Genomic DNA, 15,934 nt, shown 5'->3' on the forward strand with positions numbered 1-15,934 from the left:
TTGAAGCTGTTTTCTGGAAATAGGGCCGTAAACGGGGAATGTGGCATTAGTAGTTGAGTTGGCGCAGGTACAGTTGAATGGTGTTCTCCAGGCCGTAGTACAAGGCATCGCAGATGAGCGCGTGACCGATGGAGACCTCGTCCAGGTTGGGCAGTTGTTCTCTGAGGTAGCGCAGGTTATCTAGGTCTAGGTCATGGCCAGCGTTCAGTCCCAGGCCCACCTGCTGGGCCACGCGGGCAGCCTCGGCGTAGGGTTTCACAGCGGCCTCGCGGCCGGAGTGGTACTGGTGAGCGTAGGCCTCGGTGTAGAGTTCTATGCGGTCGGTGCCGGTGAAGGCGGCGCCTTCTACCTGCGCGTTCACGGGGTCTACGAAGATGGAGGTCCGGATGCCTTCGGCTTTGAACTGCCTGATAACGTCAATGAGAAAATCCTTGTGCTTGAGCGTGTCCCAACCGGCGTTGGAGGTGATGGCATTGGGGGCATCGGGCACCAGGGTCACCTGCTCGGGCTTCACGGCCAGCACCAGTTTGATGAAATCGGGGGTGGGGTTGCCTTCTATGTTGAACTCGGTGGTCACAACGGCTTTCAGGTCGTATACATCCTGGAACCGGATGTGCCGCTCATCGGGCCTTGGGTGCACCGTGATGCCCTGCGCCCCGAAGCGCTCACAGTCCAGCGCGGTTTGCACTACATTTGGCCGGTTGCCGCCGCGCGCGTTCCGTAGCGTGGCTATTTTATTTATATTTACGCTCAGTTTCGTCATGTTGGTCTTACGTTAGCGTTCCTTTCTTTGGATGGGGCAAAGATAAAAGAAACTTGGCGTGCCGTATCTAAATGATTTCCCAACGGGTGCCATGGCACCAGACACTATTTATACCTATAAAACTATGAGCCTGAAAGAAAAAGTTGAAGCCGGCATCAAGCAAGCCATGTTGGCCAAAGATAAGACCCGTCTGCAAGCCCTGCGCGCCATCAAATCCCAGATTCTGCTGGCCGAGACCGAGAAAGGCGGGGTGCAGGCCCTTACCCCAGACACCGAACTGAAACTTTTGACCAAAGCCGCCAAGCAGCGCCGCGAGTCCGCCGATGTGTACCGCGCCCAGAACCGTACCGACCTGGAGGAGGTGGAAATGGCTGAGCTGGCCGTGATTGAGGAATTCCTGCCCCAGCAACTGGATGAGGGAGACCTGCGCGAGCGTCTGTTGGAAATCATCCAGCGTGTAGGCGCCTTGGGACCTTCTGATATGGGCAAAGTAATGGGTGTGGCTTCCCGTGAGTTGGCCGGCCAAGCCGATGGCCGCGCGATCTCCAATGCTGTGAACGCGCTGCTGAACAACACCAACGCCTAAGAAGAACCCCGCGTGAGTACATTTGACCTTTTCCTGTTGCTTCCGGTAGCCTACGGCGCTTTCAAAGGTTTTTTCAAGGGACTGGTGCTGGAGATTGCGTCTTTGGCGACTCTGATCATCCTTACTGTTTTCGGGATGAAGCTTGTGGGCGTGTTAACGCCGCCCATCCATGAGTGGCTGGGCGACAACGCCGGGTTCCTGCCCTTTCTGCCGTACCTGGTGGTGTTCATCGGGATTGGGTATGCGGTAAGGGCCATTGGCATGGTCATCAAGAAAGCCGTGCACCTCACACCGCTCGGTCTCATGGACAATGTTATCGGAGCTCTCATCGGGGCCTTGAAGTGGGGTTTCTGTATATGCCTTCTGGTATACTTTGCCCACGCCACCGGGCTGGACCTTACGTTTCAATCTGTGCGGGACTCTGAGGTGTACCCCTATTACCTGGATGCCGCGCCCAGCGCCTGGTCCTTCGTGCAGTGGATCATCCCGTTCGGGCGCGAGGCGCTGGAGTCTTTCGGTTAAAAACCAGCTTTCCCGTTTTTAGGGCAGCTTTGCTAAAAACACCGTTGAAACGGGGGCAATATTTTATAAAAGCACCCGGTAATCGGATAAATTGAATTGTTTTTCGTTCCTGTTTTAGACCTGTTTTATAGATAACGGGCCTAAAACAGGAACATCTTTTTTCATTTCCCTGCGTTTTCTTCTCTGTGCTGCTGCTTTTAGACAACTTTGATTCTTTCACCTATAACCTCTATGATTATTTCCGGCAGTTGGGCGTGGTGGTAGAGGTGCGCCGCAACGATGTGCCGCTTGAGGAACTCAAGGCTATGCCGCTGGAGGGGATTGTGCTGTCACCGGGGCCGGGTACGCCTGAGCGGGCCGGCGTAATGCCCGCTGTCATAGACTATTACCATGATCGGTTGCCCATGCTGGGGATTTGTTTGGGGCACCAAGCGCTGGGGCAGTTCTTCGGGGCCAAAGTGGTGAAAGGCTTGCGGCCGATGCACGGGAAGATCTCGGAAATATACTGCGAGCCGGACCCCATCTTTGCGGGGCTTCCTTTCAGGATACCGGTGGTACGCTACCATTCGCTGGTGGTGCAAGAGTCTCCGGCAGACCTGGTGCCGCTGGCGCAAACCGCTGAGGGCGAGCTTATGGCGTTCAGGCACGCGCACTTACCTTTATATGCTTTGCAATTCCACCCAGAGGCCGCCCTTACCCAACACGGACTGGAAATGCTCAGAAATTGGGTGAATATTGCTAATATTACATCCCTATAATTGTTTCTACTTACTATCAATACAAGCGATTTTCTCACATGGACTTGGAAATCAAGAAGGAAGGCGGGTTTGAGTACATAGACGAAGGCGAAGGCGAAGTGCTTTTGCTCTTGCACGGGCTGTTTGGCGCGTTGAGTAACTGGCAGGGGGTGGTTTCTTATTTCCATAAGAACTACCGCGTGGTTATTCCGCTCATGCCGCTGTACGAGATGCCTTTGCCGCAGGCCAGCGTTCCCGGCTTGGTGGAGTTCGTAGAGGATTTCATCTCCTACAAAAAACTGACTGACCTTACTTTGCTGGGAAACTCGCTAGGCGGCCACGTGGCCCTTGAGTTTGCCCTTAAACGCCCCGAGCATGTGAAACGCTTGGTGCTCACCGGTAGCTCAGGCTTGTTTGAGGATTCCATGGGTGGTTCGTTCCCTAAGCGCGGTAACTATGAGTTTGTGAAGGAGCGCATAGAGTACACGTTCTATGACCCGGCCGTGGCTACCCCGGAGCTGGTAGATGAGGTTTTTGACATCACCAACAGCAATCCCAAAGTGCTTCGGATCATCTCCATCGCCAAATCGGCGCAGCGCAATAACCTGGGCAAGGACTTGGGTGGGATCAAGGCGCCTACCTTGCTTATCTGGGGTCTCAATGACACCATCACGCCGCCTATGGTGGCCCATGAATTTAACAGATTGATCCAGAAATCAGAGCTTCGTTTTATAGACCATTGCTGCCACGCACCTATGATGGAACATCCGGAGGCCTTTAACAGTATCTTAGAGGAATTCCTGTTAAAGACTGCTGCCTATGATAGCTGAAGAATTGATAAACCAGATGGTTCCGCCCCTCAAACTCTCCGACACCGGTGAGAAAGCGGTACGTTGGATGGATGAGTTCCGGCTGAACCAACTGCCTGTGGTGAAGAACCGGAAGTACCTGGGTCTGGTCACCGAAGAAAACGTCCTAGAGGCCAAGAACCCCGAGGCGGTTTTAGAGAACATTCCATTTGATTTTGAGCACGTGCACGTGCAACAGAATCAGCACTTTTACAACGTGATGGAATTGGCCATCAAGAACAAAGTGCAGGTGGTGCCGGTGCTGGATGACCTGCAGGAGTACCTGGGGGTTATCACGGTGAGTGACACCATTTCGGCGTTCGGGCAGATGTCCGCTATCCAGGGGCAGGGCGGTATTCTGGTGCTCTGCATGGCAGAACGAGATTACTCTTTGAGTGAGATCAGTCGTCTGGTAGAGTCTAACAACGCCAAAATTCTGAGCGCCAACGTCTCGCCAGACGAGGTGGATATCTTCAAGATAAAGCTCACTCTAAAGATAAATACCGGCGACCTTACCCGTATTGTTGCTACCCTGGAGCGGTTTGGATATAAGATTACCGCGCAGTTCCAGGATACTTCCAGCGCCCCGCAAGACCAGGACAGGCTGGACATGCTTTTACGGTATTTGAATATTTAAATTTCCTATATAAGCAAACACCCTATATATTTGTCTTGATATTGAATGTGTTGCAATATCTTTTGATCTGAGTACACCATGAAAATAGCAATAGTCGGGAAGCCAGTAAAAGAGGAAGTGATTCCTTTTGTGCGCCGGCTAATGGATATTCTGGTGCAGCAGGGCATTGAACTTACGGTGGCAGATCATTTTGTGGAGTCGTTGGCTCCCTTCACTTCTGTGCCCAGCCAAGCTGATGTTTTTACCCGTGATACCAGTCTGCAGGACGTGACTTACATGCTCAGTCTGGGCGGTGACGGGACCTTGCTGGATGCGGTTACCTACGTAGGGGCTTTGCAAATTCCTATTATGGGCATTAATATGGGAAGGTTGGGTTTTCTGGCCTCAGTCCCTTATGCTCAGTTGGAAATGGCCCTGGATGCCTTGCTCAAAGGGCATTTTACCCTGGAAGATAGGTCTCTCATTCACCTGGACAGTGATCAGGAGGTATTTGAGGGCAAGAACTTTGGGTTGAATGAGTTCTCGATCTTGAAGCGGGATACGTCCTCCATGATCGCCGTGCATACGTACATCGACGGGGAATATTTAAATTCTTATTGGGCAGACGGCCTGATAGTGGCAACTCCAACCGGTTCCACCGGATACTCGCTTTCCTGTGGAGGTCCTGTGATGATGCCGCAGACAAACAATTTTGTAATCTCTCCCGTATGCCCTCATAACTTGAACGTACGGCCTTTGGTGGTCTCAGACAAAAGTGTAATTTCTTTTGAGATTGAGGGCAGAAGCACCCGGTATCTGGTTTCTCTGGATTCTAGGTCCAAACCAGTGGATGCTTCCATCCAGTTAGCGGTACGGAGAGAGGACTTCAATGCAAGGCTGGTGAAGTTAAATCAAGTCAATTTTCTGACTACTCTTAGAACCAAGATGCACTGGGGGCTTGATCAAAGGAATGGTTAAATAAAATTAAAATATAAAAAAATCCTATATACCTGTTTGAGGTATAAAAAAAAGGTATAATTTTGTTCGTTGCGAAGCAATCATTGTTTTGCAAATTAAATAGTAAACCGGTAATAAGTTGATGAAATCAGTAACAGTTGATGGCATGAAGAAATTTTTCTCTACTTCTTTAATTTTATTTGTTCTCTTTATAGCTGCTCTTCCGGAGGCGGAAGCCCAGCGTTTTAGTAGAAGAAATCTTTACAATAGTGTAGGGGTTAGCTTAAACGCCATGAATTATTTTGGCGATGTTACCCCTGAGTCTGATTTTACCAGCTTACGCCTTAGCTCTACCCGTCCAAGCATTTCGGTGAACTTTACCCGCAAATTCACTCCCAGAATCTATGGCCGCGCTGCTCTTTCCTGGGGTAGAATCACCGGTGATGATAGCAAAAGCGCTGATTTCTCAGAACCAGAGAACGAGCCAAGATTCAAGCGTAACCTTAGCTTCAGAAATGACATAAAGGAGTTGAGCGTGCAAGGTATTGTTGACCTGTTTGAGAACCGCAGAACCTTCATGCGCCGTCCTGACTTTACACCATATGCCTTCCTGGGAGTAGCTGTGTTCCACCACAACCCTAAAGCTTATTATGACGGAACAGATCCACGTCTGCCTGCTGGTTGGTATGAACTGCAGCCTTTGGGCACTGAAGGTCAGTACGCCAATGGAGAAGGTTATCCAGAGCCATACAAAAAGATTCAATTTGCTATTCCTTTTGGTTTAGGGGTGAAATACAAGCTTGCCAGATACTGGGATCTTGGCTTTGAGATCACCTGGCGCAAAACCTTCACTGACTACCTGGATGACGTAAGTACCGTTTACGCTGATAAGAGTGACCTGAGTACTGCGGCCGCTATCTTGTCTGACAGAAGTGCCGATAACTCCAGAGCCAGCCAGTACCCAATCATTACTGAGAATGGTTATAGAAGAATAAATGGATATGGTGCTAAAGGTGACCAAAGAGGTGACGTGTCTGATGACGACTGGTACATCACTACCGGATTTTCTTTAAATTATATTCTGACTCCTGCACGAAGAGGACCGAAATTCCGTTAATACGGAAACACCTTCTGATTTTGAGTAAATGATTTTAAAAACAGTACGCACACTCCTTGTTTGCACCTTGGTACAAATAGGGAGTGTTTTTTTTGCCTTGCCTGCAACAGCGCAGCAACAGACGGGACAGCCCAGAACTACCAGTGAGCTAGGGATAGGTATAGGCGGAGTTGTCTATAAAGGTGATATAGCGCCCAGATATCGCTTAAAGAGTAACCGGCCGGCGCTTAACATTTTCTACAAGAAAGATATTACCAATGCCGTAGCCTGGAAAGTAGGTTTGCTCCTTGGTAAGATAAAGGCTAAGGATGAGGATTTTACAGATAACCCTTCTTTCCTGGCCAGGGAACTGCCTCTGTCTATGTACAGGCAAGCAACTGTGACTACCAGTATTCTTGAGCTGAGTGGCGGGATTGACTATAAGTTTCTGGACTACTATGATTTCAGGCGGCCTATCAGGTGGACTCCTTACTTCACTATAAGCGTAGCCGGTATAGTATACAACAACAAAACAATAGCCCAGAACCCTGCCATTATATATCCAACAGATACAGACAAGCAGCAGGCGTATAGAACCGGTTTCGCTTTGGCTGTTCCGGTGGGGGCAGGGGTGAAGTATGCCCTTTCTGAGCGTTGGAACCTTGGGTTTGAAGCTGGCGTGAGGGTTCTCTTCACAGATGCCTTTGATAATCTCACCGATCAGAATGAGCAGGTCATGAACCCTAACAGCAGAGACTTGTATTTCTACAATGGGGTTAGTATCTCATACACCTTCTATAAGATCAACTGCCCCGTTAAGTAAAAGAAGACAGGGGTGTGGATAATAAGTAAAAAGTGCTAAGCTTTTCCTAAATTGCATTGAAATTTCTTTTTAATGAGCCTGAAGGAAAAGATAGACATAGGCAATTTGCCCCAACATATTGCCGTTATCATGGATGGAAACGGTAGATGGGCAAAGAAAAAGGGGAACCTTAGGATTTTTGGCCATCAAAATGCCATCACTGCCGTGCGCGAAACGGTGGAGGCGGCGGCAGAACTGGGAGTTCACTATTTAACGCTCTACGCATTCTCCACAGAAAACTGGTCAAGGCCTAAATATGAAGTAGAAGCCCTGATGCAGTTGTTGGTGAGCACCATCCGCAAGGAAACCGAGACCTTGAATAAAAACAATATCCGGCTGCAGTCTATTGGCGATTTGGCAGCCTTGCCTCAGGCTTGCCGCAAGCAGTTAGAAGAGGCAATCCAGATTACCAGCCAAAACACCCGGATGACCCTGGTCTTAGCCTTGAGCTACAGCGGCCGTTGGGAGTTGGTAAATGCCATGCAGAGGATGGCTTCTTTGGTTAAAGCCGGGGAACTGGAACCTGAGGCTATCAATGAGCGCACAGTACAGGATTATCTGAATACCTCTGGTATGCCAGACCCGGAGCTTTTAATCAGAACCAGCGGGGAGCAGAGAATTAGTAACTTTTTGCTTTGGCAGCTTGCCTATACAGAATTGTATATTACAGATCTTCTCTGGCCAGATTTCAGGAAAGAGCATCTTTATGAAGCCATACTTGCTTTTCAGCAGCGCGAACGCCGCTTTGGGAAGACAAGCGAACAATTACAAAAAGCACATTCTTAATGAGTAAGTATTTTTGGCTGTTATGCCTTTTAGTAATGTCTGGTGTAACTGCTAATGCGCAGATCAGACTAGGGGTTGGCAGCAGCAATGCCGCTACCATTGATTACGCAAATCCCCGGAAATATAAGATTGGCGGCATCACGGTGAGTGGGGCCAAGTTCCTTGACCCTACTACGTTGATTTCTCTTACCGGGTTAAGGATAGGGGATGAGATTGATGTGCCGGGTGATGCTATCAGCAGAGCGATCCAAAAGCTTTGGGACCAGGGAATCCTGGGCGGGGTAGATGTGCGCGCCACTAAAATTGAGGGAGACAATATTTTCCTTGACTTCTTCCTGACTGAGCGCCCCCGGTTATCCCGTTTTGATTTTTCCGGTGCTACCAAATCCCAGGCTGAGGATCTGCAGAAATCAATTTCCTTGAACAAGGGCAGGGTAGTGACAGACGCACTGTTGAACTCTACCCGCACCACGGTGCAGAAGTTCTTCCAGGACAAAGGATACCTGAATGCCCAGGTGGTAATCAGACAAACCCCAGACTCAGTTATCGCGAACAGCGTGGCGCTTGAGATAAGAGTAGATAAAGGAGAGAAGGTACGTATTGGGGAGCTGGACATTGAGAGAATCAACGCCGCTACCGGTGAGAGCAGAAAAGAAGGTTTAGGAGGCTTTATCTCGGGTATCTGGAGTGACGAGGACGAAATGTTCAGTGAGTCACAACTGAAGCGGAAGCTGAAGAAGACCAAGGAAAAGAAATTCTACAAGATTTTCACCGGCGCCAAATTCAACAAAACCGAGTTTGAAGCGGATAAGAAGCTCCTGCTTGACTTCTATAACTCAGAAGGTTTCCGTGATGCAGCCATCGTATCAGATTCTATTTACAAGATCAGCGATGACCGCATAGGCATCAAGATTGTGGTGGATGAAGGCCGCAGGTATTATTACCGCAACATTACCTGGAGCGGAAACTACCTATACGATGACGCCATGCTGGCCAGGGTACTGGGGCTGAACAAAGGTGATGTTTACAACAGAGAAGAACTGGACAAGCGCCTGAACTACAATCCTAACGGAAACGACATCACCTCTTTGTACATGGATGACGGTTACCTGTTCTTCCAGATTGAGCCGGTAGAGGTTGCCGTAGAAGGAGATTCCATTGACATTGAGATGCGTCTGAGCGAAGGTTCTCAAGCCACTATCAACAGTATTTCAGTAACTGGTAACACCAAAACCAGTGACCATGTGATTCTTCGGGAATTGCGTACGTTGCCTGGCCAGAACTTCAGCAGATCTGCCTTGATTCGTTCGCAGCGTGAACTTTCCAACCTTGGTTATTTTGACCCAGAGAAAATTGGAATGGAGCCAGTTCCAAATCCTGAGAACGGAACGGTAGATATCCGCTACACCGTTGAGGAACGGCCTAATGACCAGATTACACTTTCTGGTGGTTGGGGTGGTGGCCTTGGTGCGGTAGGTACCGTGGGCTTGGTGTTGAACAACTTCTCTTTGCGCAAAGCTACAGACTGGAAGCAGTGGAGACCGGTTCCGTCCGGAGACGGGCAGCGTCTGGCTTTGAACATTCAGGCAAATGGTAAGCGTTACCAGTCTTACTCACTTTCCTTCACTGAGCCTTGGTTAGGCGGCCGCCGTCCTAACTCTCTAACGGTAAGTTTGAGCAAATCCATCCAGCGCTATACACAACAGGATGAGTTTGGCCAGGCAGAGAATGCTTTCATTGATATCTCGGGGGCAAGCGTGAACTTGGGTAGAAGATTGCGTTGGCCAGATGACTATTTCACCTTAAGTAATTCAATTTCTTACTTCAGGTATAATATGAGCAACGGCTCTACCATCTTCAGAGGGTACGCCGAGGCAGACCAGATCAGAGATGCGAATAACATCTCGTTTATCACGTCTTTCGCCCGCTCAAGTATTGACAACCCAACTTATACCCGTTCCGGTTCTTCCATTGGCCTGAACGTGACATTCACTCCGCCTTACTCTTTGTTTAGGAGCAGCGTGAATAACTTCCAGTGGATTGAGTTCCACAAATGGATGTTTGATGCCTCTTGGTTCCATTCATTAAGCGGCGATGGCAAACTAGTACTGAATACCCGTGCTCACTTTGGCTTCATCGGGACGTACAGTTCTAAAGGAGTAATAGGGCCGTTTGAGCGCTTCAAGCTGGGTGGCTCTGGTTTAGGCGGTGGTTCATTCATTGTGGCCACAGATTACATTGGCTTGAGAGGTTATGAAGATGAAAGTATCACACCTAATGCGGCCGGTGGTATCGCCTTTAACAAATACGTAGCAGAACTGCGCTACCCGGTTTCATTGAACCCAGCAGCAACGGTGTTTGTCCTTGGATTTGCTGAAGCTGGTAATAACTTTGGTACTTACCGTGAATACGATCCTTTCAAACTATATCGTTCTGTAGGGGTAGGCGCCAGGGTGTTTATGGCGGCCTTCGGTTTGCTAGGCTTTGACTACGGTTGGGGACTTGACACCGTGCCAGGGCGCCCAGGTGCTAACGGCGGTCAATTCCACTTTATCATAGGTCAGCAAATCAGATAATTGGAACAGAATTTGTTAAGATAGAAGTAATGAAGAAGTTAAAGTGCTTTTTGGTGATGGGTTTGTTCCTTCTGTTTGGGAAGGAGGTAAATGCGCAGCGCTTTGGCTATATTGATTCTGGTTTTATCTTGCAGAAAATGCCCGCTTACGCCAATGCCCAGGCCGAGGTGGAAAAGCTATCTCAGTCTTGGCAGAAGGAAATAGAGGGTATGCGGGCGGAACTTGAAAAGCTCCAAAAGAGTTATCAGGCTGAGGAGATTCTTTTAACGCCTGACATGAAAGTGAAGCGGCAAGAGGAGATCAACCGCAAGGAAACAGAACTTCGGGAATTCCAACGGAAGATGTTCGGTTTTGAGGGCTCTTTGTTTAAAAGACGTCAGGAACTGATAAAACCAGCGCAGGACCAGTTGTTTGAAGCGGTGGAGAAAATTGTGAGGCAACGCGGCCTCAACTTCATGTTTGACAAGTCTGGTGATATGGTGATGCTGTACACAGATCCCCGGCATGATTACACCGAATTTGTGCTGGAGGAGCTGGGTCTGGCATCTAAAGAGCAGAATACCGCAGGGGCTCGCCCGGCAGATGCTTTGAAAGATGATCCGGCCGATGTACCGCCACTGCCGGAAGGGGCTGTTACCACAGAGAATCCTACCAACTCAAACAAGAAAGCTACGCCTTCCCGCAAAGCAACAACCCCAGTTAAAAAGAAAAACAATTAAACAAACTAAGTAACTTACAATGAACAAATTGAAATCTCTGTTAGTAGCCGCTTTTCTATTGGTAAGTGTGGCTTCTTTTGCACAGACAGGAACAGTTAAAATTGGCTATACCAATGCTAACTACATCATTAGCCAGCTGCCTGAAAGCCGCCAGATTGAGTCTGATCTGAAAGCCCATAGCGGTCAATTGGAGAAAGAGCTTCAGAACAAGTACAAAGATTATCAGACTAAAGTAGAAGCTTATAAAAAAGGTGCCCCTACCATGACCGATGTGGTAAGAGCAGACAGAGAAAAAGAGCTTACTACCCTACAGGCTTCTATTGAAGAATTCCAGCGTAACGCAGATGCTTCTTTGCAGAAAAAAGAGCAAGCTGCTTTAGAGCCAGTGATGAACAAAATCCAAAAGTCAATTGACAAAGTGGCTAAAGAAAACGGTTACACCCACATCTTTACCGCCGAGGCTTTGTTGTACGGACCAGAGGATGGAAACAGCTTCACTGACCTAGTGTTGAAAGATCTTGGTGTAACGCCAGCTCCTAAAGGTTCTCCAGCTGCTTCTGCTGCTACCCCAGGTGCTTCTTCTCCTAAGCCTGCCGTGAACAACGCTGCTCCCGTGAAAAAGAAAAAATAAGGTTAATCCTTTCTAATACTCAAGAGCCGGTGACGATTATCGTTACCGGCTCTTTATTTTTGTGCTATATTTTAGAAAACAGGCTTAAAACGCATGCAACTACCTGACGCCCCAGAAGACGAGATTGAAGATTTGGCCTCCGCCGATTCGGATGAGTTATATGAGCATCACCGGATACAGGTAGACAAAGGCCAGGCCCTGTTACGGGTAGACAAGTTCCTGATGGACCGTTTGCCTAACGTAACCCGTAACAAATTGCAGGATGCCATCAAAGCAGAGTCTGTACGCGTGAACGGAAAACCCACCAAGGCCAGCTATAAAGTAAAGCCTTTGGATGTGATTACCGTTACGCTGGCCAACCCTCCCCGCGACACAGATGTGGTGCCGGAGAATATTCCGCTCAACATTGTGTACGAAGACGAGGAGCTGATGATGATCAACAAGCCCGCCGGTATGGTGGTGCACCCCGCGTATAACAATTGGTCTGGTACGTTGGTGAACGGATTGGTGTATTACCTGCAGAATCTTCCCACCTCCAGAAACGGGGACATCAGGCCTGGCTTAGTCCACCGGATTGACAAAGATACCTCCGGCTTACTGGTAATTGCGAAGTCAGAGTTTGCCATGACCTACCTGGCCAAGCAGTTCTTTGACCATACAATTGAAAGAACTTATTATGCCATTGTCTGGGGCGTTCCCGCCCAAGCAAAGGGTACAATTGTAGGGCACATCGGGCGCAGTGTAAAGGATAGGAAAGTAATGGCCGTTTACCCCGAGGGCGATTTCGGGAAGCCCGCCGTTACGCATTACCAGGTCTTGGAAAGCTTTACTTACTGCAGTCTTATCAAATGCAACCTAGAGACCGGCCGCACGCACCAGATTAGGGCCCATATGAAGTACCTAGGGCACCCGCTGTTCAATGATGCCACCTATGGAGGGGATAAGATTCTGAAAGGGCAGCAAACGGGTTCGTACAAGGCCTTTGTGCAGAATACCTTTGATCTGTTACCAAGGCAGGCCCTGCATGCCAAATCATTGGGCTTTATTCACCCAACAACCCAGCAATTTGTTTTCTTCGAATCAGAATTACCTTCAGATTTCGTGGCAGCTTTAGAGAGATGGAGACAATACGGGGAAGTGCTTCAGAACCGAATTCAAAGTTAGGAACAGGCTTTTATACCAATCGCCTTTTATGTGGCTTATTAAAGCCTTTTGGCTACGAATTTAACTTATGTGGATAGAGGAAGTAAGACGCCGTTTTATGTCTGTTTTTGGGAAAAGAGGGATAAAACAGGGGAGAAAGAAGTTGCCAGAGTAGCACCAAAATGGTCTTAAAATAGGTTTGTCTATTTTAGTGGAAGCAACTCCATCTCATCTATTTAGCTTCCTATAAGATAATAGAGTCTTTACTTGCGGAAAGTATTAGTAATTGATTTCTCCGGAGCAAGTAGGTATTGGTTAGCTGTATTAGGTGCAATAATTCCTAATGATCTAATCTCTTTTCTATAGAAGCAGCAATTATGAGGCAGTCATCATTGACATAAAAAAAGCGCCTCTCGTAGTAAGAGGCGCTTTTTTTATGTTGTTAAAGAAGATTACTTCATGGCTTTCAATCCATTCAAACCATTGGTGGCATCTGCATTTGCCGGATCCAATGTTTTCACTTCTTGCCAGTGCTTCATGGCATTGGCTTTATCTTTTTTCAGATAATAGTAGTAGCCAAGATAGTTGTTAGCAGTGATTAGGTCTTTCTTGTACTTCTCTTTGTCGCCGGAAGTCAGCTTGATGAATTCCTCGTAGTGCGGTTTGGCCAGACCTGCTTTTGTTTCAGGGTCTAAGCTATAGTTTACACGGGCTCTCCAAAAGTGACCGTACGCATAGGTAGGGTTCTTTGTGGTAATAATGGTGTATACACTATCCGCGGTTTTGAAGTCATCATTCAACTCATGGGCATAGCCGTAGTAGAACAGATCTGTGTTGTTGGGAGGCGTGGTCGCGAACTTTGATTTGTAGGCCTGAATCGCTTTAGGATAATTCTTAAGAGCCAGGTATTGCTTGGCTAAAAGATCATCGTAGAGCGGGTTTTTAGGATCAAGTTGTTTCGCTTTCTCAATGACAGCAACTGCCTCCTGTGGTTTCTTGTTCTCTACCAGAATGTTGGCATAGTACTCGTAGTCAGAAGGAATGCGCTTAGACTCATCATACTTATTGAAGTAAGCGGTAATGGCTTCTAAGGCTTTGTCATACTGTTTGGTGTCATAGTAGTTGTATGCCAACAAACGGTTCATGGCAATGTTGTTAGGATCGCTCTTCAGAACAGATTGGATCTCTGTCATGGCATTAGCGTAATCCTTGGTCAGGTAAAGGATAGAAGCATACTTGGCACGGGTCTCTGGTGTGTTCTCAGCCATTGACACGTACTTCTTGATATACTCAGAGCTTTTCGCATACTGCTCGGCACGGTAGTACAACTCGGCTAACTCAAGGTAGGTAGGAGCATAGTTTGGATCTGCGGCTACGGCAGCATCCAAGGCTTCTTTGGCTTGGGTAAAGTTACGAGACTGTACGTACAGCTGTCCTTTGCGTAAATGGGCTTTGGCAAATTTGCCGTCTGCAGCTAGGGCTTTATCATAGCTGGCCATCGCCTTACCGCCATCTACGGTTTTGTTGTGCAGGTAAGCATCACCAAGCAACACAAACGCATTTGCGTTTTTAGTGTCTTTGCTGGTGGCCTCTTCCAGAAGTTTTATAGCCGGAGACAAATCCTTCACGCCTGATGTCACATACGCTTCACCAATCATGATTTTGACGTTGTTGTCTTTTGATTTGCTCAAGGCCAACGCTTTGTCAAAAAACTGCTGCGCTTCTGCTAGTTTGTTCTGCTCAAGGGCTGCTTTCCCTTGTTTCACCAAGCCGGCAGCAGAATTATCTTGTACAGCGTAAGAAGCGAATACCAATTGATCCTGGGGGGATTGTATTGATGTTAGTTGTTTTTCAATCTTACCAGAACGCAGCCCATCATTATGTGCTGAGGCTCCAGCGGCAGTGAAGAAAGCAGCCGCCAAAACTCCATACGTCTTCCAGTTCTTAATCATTTGTCTTGGTTGTTAGTGTTAGTGAAACTCTGGTTAATTATTACTGTCTAAACCCTACTATCCGAACTGGCATAGAGGCTGGGACTAAGCCCGATTTTAAAATTATTCTTTGGCCCCGATCTCCTGATATGAAGGATGCAAAACCTGTGCCAAGTCCTGCGCGGGCCTCTTTGCTTACTATAAAAACCTCTCTGCGTAGTGGATAAGTTCCTTGGGCCAAATATCCTTGGTAAGGTTGGATGAAATCATCTTCAGAGGTGGGGTTCTCGTTTCTGCTGATACCCACTACATTCACTTTTTTGAGAAAAGAGATAGCTGTGCTGTCGCGGCGGTCACTGATCCAGTTCACGCCTATGACGCCAATTGCATTTCTGTTCTGTGCTACATAGTCCACCAGGTTAGCATTGGAGGTAGATGCGTAGGTATTTGGCGGCAGAGGCTGCTTCAAGTTGATAGAGTCCAGGATGAAGCGGGCCGTGCTTGAGTTACTGTTGTCAAACACAATGGTGATCTTGCCATCCTGGGCCTTGGGATCCAGTTGGCGCCAGGAGGTTGTCTTGCCCGTGAATATGCTTCTAACCTGTTGTAAGGTAAGCGTAGTGTCTGTGTTTTCCTTGTTTATGATGAGCGCTATCCCGTCTACTGCAATCTTGTTCATCCGAGGCGTAAGCTTGAGCTTCTCAAACTCTGCCTTCTCACGGTCGTTCAACTGACGGGCCATGATGGCAAACCTGATGGTATCAGTAAGAAGGTCATGCACTACCTGGGCTTCCGGCTTATACACGGCTTGTACTTTAGCATATTTGTACAAGCCCTGGAACGTCTGGATCTGCGAGTCTATGATAGGTGCATAAGATTCATCTGCGCTTATCTTGATACTTCCTGACGTTGGGGTGTCTGTATTCTTGTTCCCAGACTGACCGCACGAGAAAGTAGCAAGGGCCACACCTGCAGTGAATAGAAAAGTTAAAAGATTAATCTTCTTCATTTCGTCTGGTTTTTTTGAAGTACTGTTGGTACGCTCTCACAAATCTAATCAAACCGTAGAAAAGGAGGAGCCCTCCTAGTATATATTTATAATCCCTTGGGAAGGGGATTTGCCTTTCGGTAGAAAATAAAACGTACAAGCCAAAGCCAAAG

At 48.0% G+C, this 15,934-nt stretch carries 16 protein-coding genes; 13 read left to right on the plus strand and 3 right to left on the minus strand.

Annotated elements, in window-relative coordinates; all coding sequences use genetic code 11:
- Positions 1-46: 46 nt before the first annotated feature.
- On the minus strand, positions 47-763 hold the full coding sequence (locus J3P35_RS03490) for a pyridoxine 5'-phosphate synthase (protein WP_210462978.1): 717 nt from the start codon (positions 761-763) through the stop codon (positions 47-49).
- Positions 764-887: 124 nt separating this feature from the next.
- Here J3P35_RS03490 and J3P35_RS03495 point away from each other — a divergent pair, with 124 nt between their 5' ends.
- The 13 genes from J3P35_RS03495 to J3P35_RS03555 all read left to right on the plus strand — a co-directional run bounded on the left by J3P35_RS03495 (position 888) and on the right by J3P35_RS03555 (position 12,863).
- Positions 888-1,349 (plus strand): GatB/YqeY domain-containing protein, encoded by a 462-nt coding sequence (locus J3P35_RS03495; RefSeq protein WP_149089796.1) that lies wholly within the window; start codon positions 888-890, stop codon positions 1,347-1,349.
- Between the two features lie 12 nt (positions 1,350-1,361).
- Positions 1,362-1,871 carry a CvpA family protein gene (locus J3P35_RS03500; RefSeq protein WP_210462979.1) on the plus strand — a complete coding sequence of 170 codons (510 nt, stop codon included), beginning with the start codon at positions 1,362-1,364 and terminating at the stop codon, positions 1,869-1,871.
- A 185-nt stretch (positions 1,872-2,056) separates the two neighbouring features.
- Positions 2,057-2,629 carry an anthranilate synthase component II gene (locus J3P35_RS03505; RefSeq protein ID WP_210462980.1) on the plus strand — a complete coding sequence of 191 codons (573 nt, stop codon included), beginning with the start codon at positions 2,057-2,059 and terminating at the stop codon, positions 2,627-2,629.
- A gap of 38 nt (positions 2,630-2,667) precedes the next feature.
- On the plus strand, positions 2,668-3,438 hold the full coding sequence (locus J3P35_RS03510) for an alpha/beta fold hydrolase (RefSeq protein ID WP_210462981.1): 771 nt from the start codon (positions 2,668-2,670) through the stop codon (positions 3,436-3,438).
- Positions 3,428-4,093: a CBS domain-containing protein gene (locus J3P35_RS03515; protein ID WP_210462982.1), complete on the plus strand. Its 666-nt coding sequence runs from the start codon at positions 3,428-3,430 to the stop codon at positions 4,091-4,093. The genes J3P35_RS03510 and J3P35_RS03515 overlap by 11 nt, the downstream gene beginning before the upstream one ends.
- A 78-nt stretch (positions 4,094-4,171) precedes the next feature.
- Positions 4,172-5,050, plus strand: coding sequence for an NAD kinase (locus J3P35_RS03520; RefSeq protein ID WP_210462983.1), 879 nt, complete (start codon positions 4,172-4,174; stop codon positions 5,048-5,050).
- Positions 5,051-5,171: 121 nt separating this feature from the next.
- Entirely contained in the window at positions 5,172-6,146 is a 975-nt protein-coding gene (locus J3P35_RS03525; RefSeq protein WP_246849935.1) for a DUF6089 family protein, read from the plus strand.
- A 97-nt stretch (positions 6,147-6,243) separates the two neighbouring features.
- A complete protein-coding gene (porG, locus tag J3P35_RS03530; RefSeq protein ID WP_210462984.1) occupies positions 6,244-6,948 on the plus strand; it encodes a type IX secretion system protein PorG in 705 nt (234 codons plus the stop codon).
- Positions 6,949-7,020: 72 nt separating this feature from the next.
- Positions 7,021-7,773 carry an isoprenyl transferase gene (locus J3P35_RS03535; protein ID WP_210462985.1) on the plus strand — a complete coding sequence of 251 codons (753 nt, stop codon included), beginning with the start codon at positions 7,021-7,023 and terminating at the stop codon, positions 7,771-7,773.
- A complete protein-coding gene (locus J3P35_RS03540) occupies positions 7,773-10,349 on the plus strand; it encodes a BamA/OMP85 family outer membrane protein (RefSeq protein WP_210462986.1) in 2,577 nt (858 codons plus the stop codon). Before J3P35_RS03535 ends, J3P35_RS03540 begins: the two co-directional genes overlap by 1 nt.
- A gap of 29 nt (positions 10,350-10,378) precedes the next feature.
- A complete protein-coding gene (locus J3P35_RS03545; RefSeq protein WP_210462987.1) occupies positions 10,379-11,068 on the plus strand; it encodes an OmpH family outer membrane protein in 690 nt (229 codons plus the stop codon).
- Between the two features lie 19 nt (positions 11,069-11,087).
- Entirely contained in the window at positions 11,088-11,699 is a 612-nt protein-coding gene (locus tag J3P35_RS03550) for an OmpH family outer membrane protein (protein WP_210462988.1), read from the plus strand.
- Positions 11,700-11,792: 93 nt separating this feature from the next.
- Complete coding sequence (locus J3P35_RS03555) at positions 11,793-12,863, plus strand: RluA family pseudouridine synthase (RefSeq protein ID WP_210462989.1); 1,071 nt, start codon at positions 11,793-11,795, stop codon at positions 12,861-12,863.
- Positions 12,864-13,294: 431 nt separating this feature from the next.
- Here J3P35_RS03555 and J3P35_RS03560 read toward each other — a convergent pair whose 3' ends face one another.
- Together J3P35_RS03560 and J3P35_RS03565 are read right to left on the minus strand one after the other, a co-directional pair.
- Positions 13,295-14,608, minus strand: coding sequence for a tetratricopeptide repeat protein (locus tag J3P35_RS03560; protein ID WP_210462990.1), 1,314 nt, complete (start codon positions 14,606-14,608; stop codon positions 13,295-13,297).
- 226 nt (positions 14,609-14,834) lie between these two features.
- Positions 14,835-15,782: a PstS family phosphate ABC transporter substrate-binding protein gene (locus tag J3P35_RS03565; protein ID WP_210462991.1), complete on the minus strand. Its 948-nt coding sequence runs from the start codon at positions 15,780-15,782 to the stop codon at positions 14,835-14,837.
- Positions 15,783-15,934: the final 152 nt, after the last annotated feature.

Source organism: Rufibacter roseolus (assembly GCF_017916365.1).
Classification (GTDB): domain Bacteria; phylum Bacteroidota; class Bacteroidia; order Cytophagales; family Hymenobacteraceae; genus Nibribacter; species Nibribacter roseolus.

Excerpts from the sequence above, each read along its gene's own strand:
- J3P35_RS03490 (WP_210462978.1), bottom strand. The coding sequence starts at position 763 with ATGACGAAACTGAGCGTAAATATAAATAAAATAGCCACGCTACGGAAC.
- J3P35_RS03495 (WP_149089796.1), top strand. The coding sequence starts at position 888 with ATGAGCCTGAAAGAAAAAGTTGAAGCCGGCATCAAGCAAGCCATGTTG.
- J3P35_RS03510 (WP_210462981.1), top strand. The coding sequence starts at position 2,668 with ATGGACTTGGAAATCAAGAAGGAAGGCGGGTTTGAGTACATAGACGAA.
- J3P35_RS03515 (WP_210462982.1), top strand. The coding sequence starts at position 3,428 with ATGATAGCTGAAGAATTGATAAACCAGATGGTTCCGCCCCTCAAACTC.
- J3P35_RS03520 (WP_210462983.1), top strand. The coding sequence starts at position 4,172 with ATGAAAATAGCAATAGTCGGGAAGCCAGTAAAAGAGGAAGTGATTCCT.
- J3P35_RS03525 (WP_246849935.1), top strand. The coding sequence starts at position 5,172 with ATGAAATCAGTAACAGTTGATGGCATGAAGAAATTTTTCTCTACTTCT.
- J3P35_RS03535 (WP_210462985.1), top strand. The coding sequence starts at position 7,021 with ATGAGCCTGAAGGAAAAGATAGACATAGGCAATTTGCCCCAACATATT.
- J3P35_RS03540 (WP_210462986.1), top strand. The coding sequence starts at position 7,773 with ATGAGTAAGTATTTTTGGCTGTTATGCCTTTTAGTAATGTCTGGTGTA.
- J3P35_RS03545 (WP_210462987.1), top strand. The coding sequence starts at position 10,379 with ATGAAGAAGTTAAAGTGCTTTTTGGTGATGGGTTTGTTCCTTCTGTTT.
- J3P35_RS03550 (WP_210462988.1), top strand. The coding sequence starts at position 11,088 with ATGAACAAATTGAAATCTCTGTTAGTAGCCGCTTTTCTATTGGTAAGT.
- J3P35_RS03555 (WP_210462989.1), top strand. The coding sequence starts at position 11,793 with ATGCAACTACCTGACGCCCCAGAAGACGAGATTGAAGATTTGGCCTCC.
- J3P35_RS03565 (WP_210462991.1), bottom strand. The coding sequence starts at position 15,782 with ATGAAGAAGATTAATCTTTTAACTTTTCTATTCACTGCAGGTGTGGCC.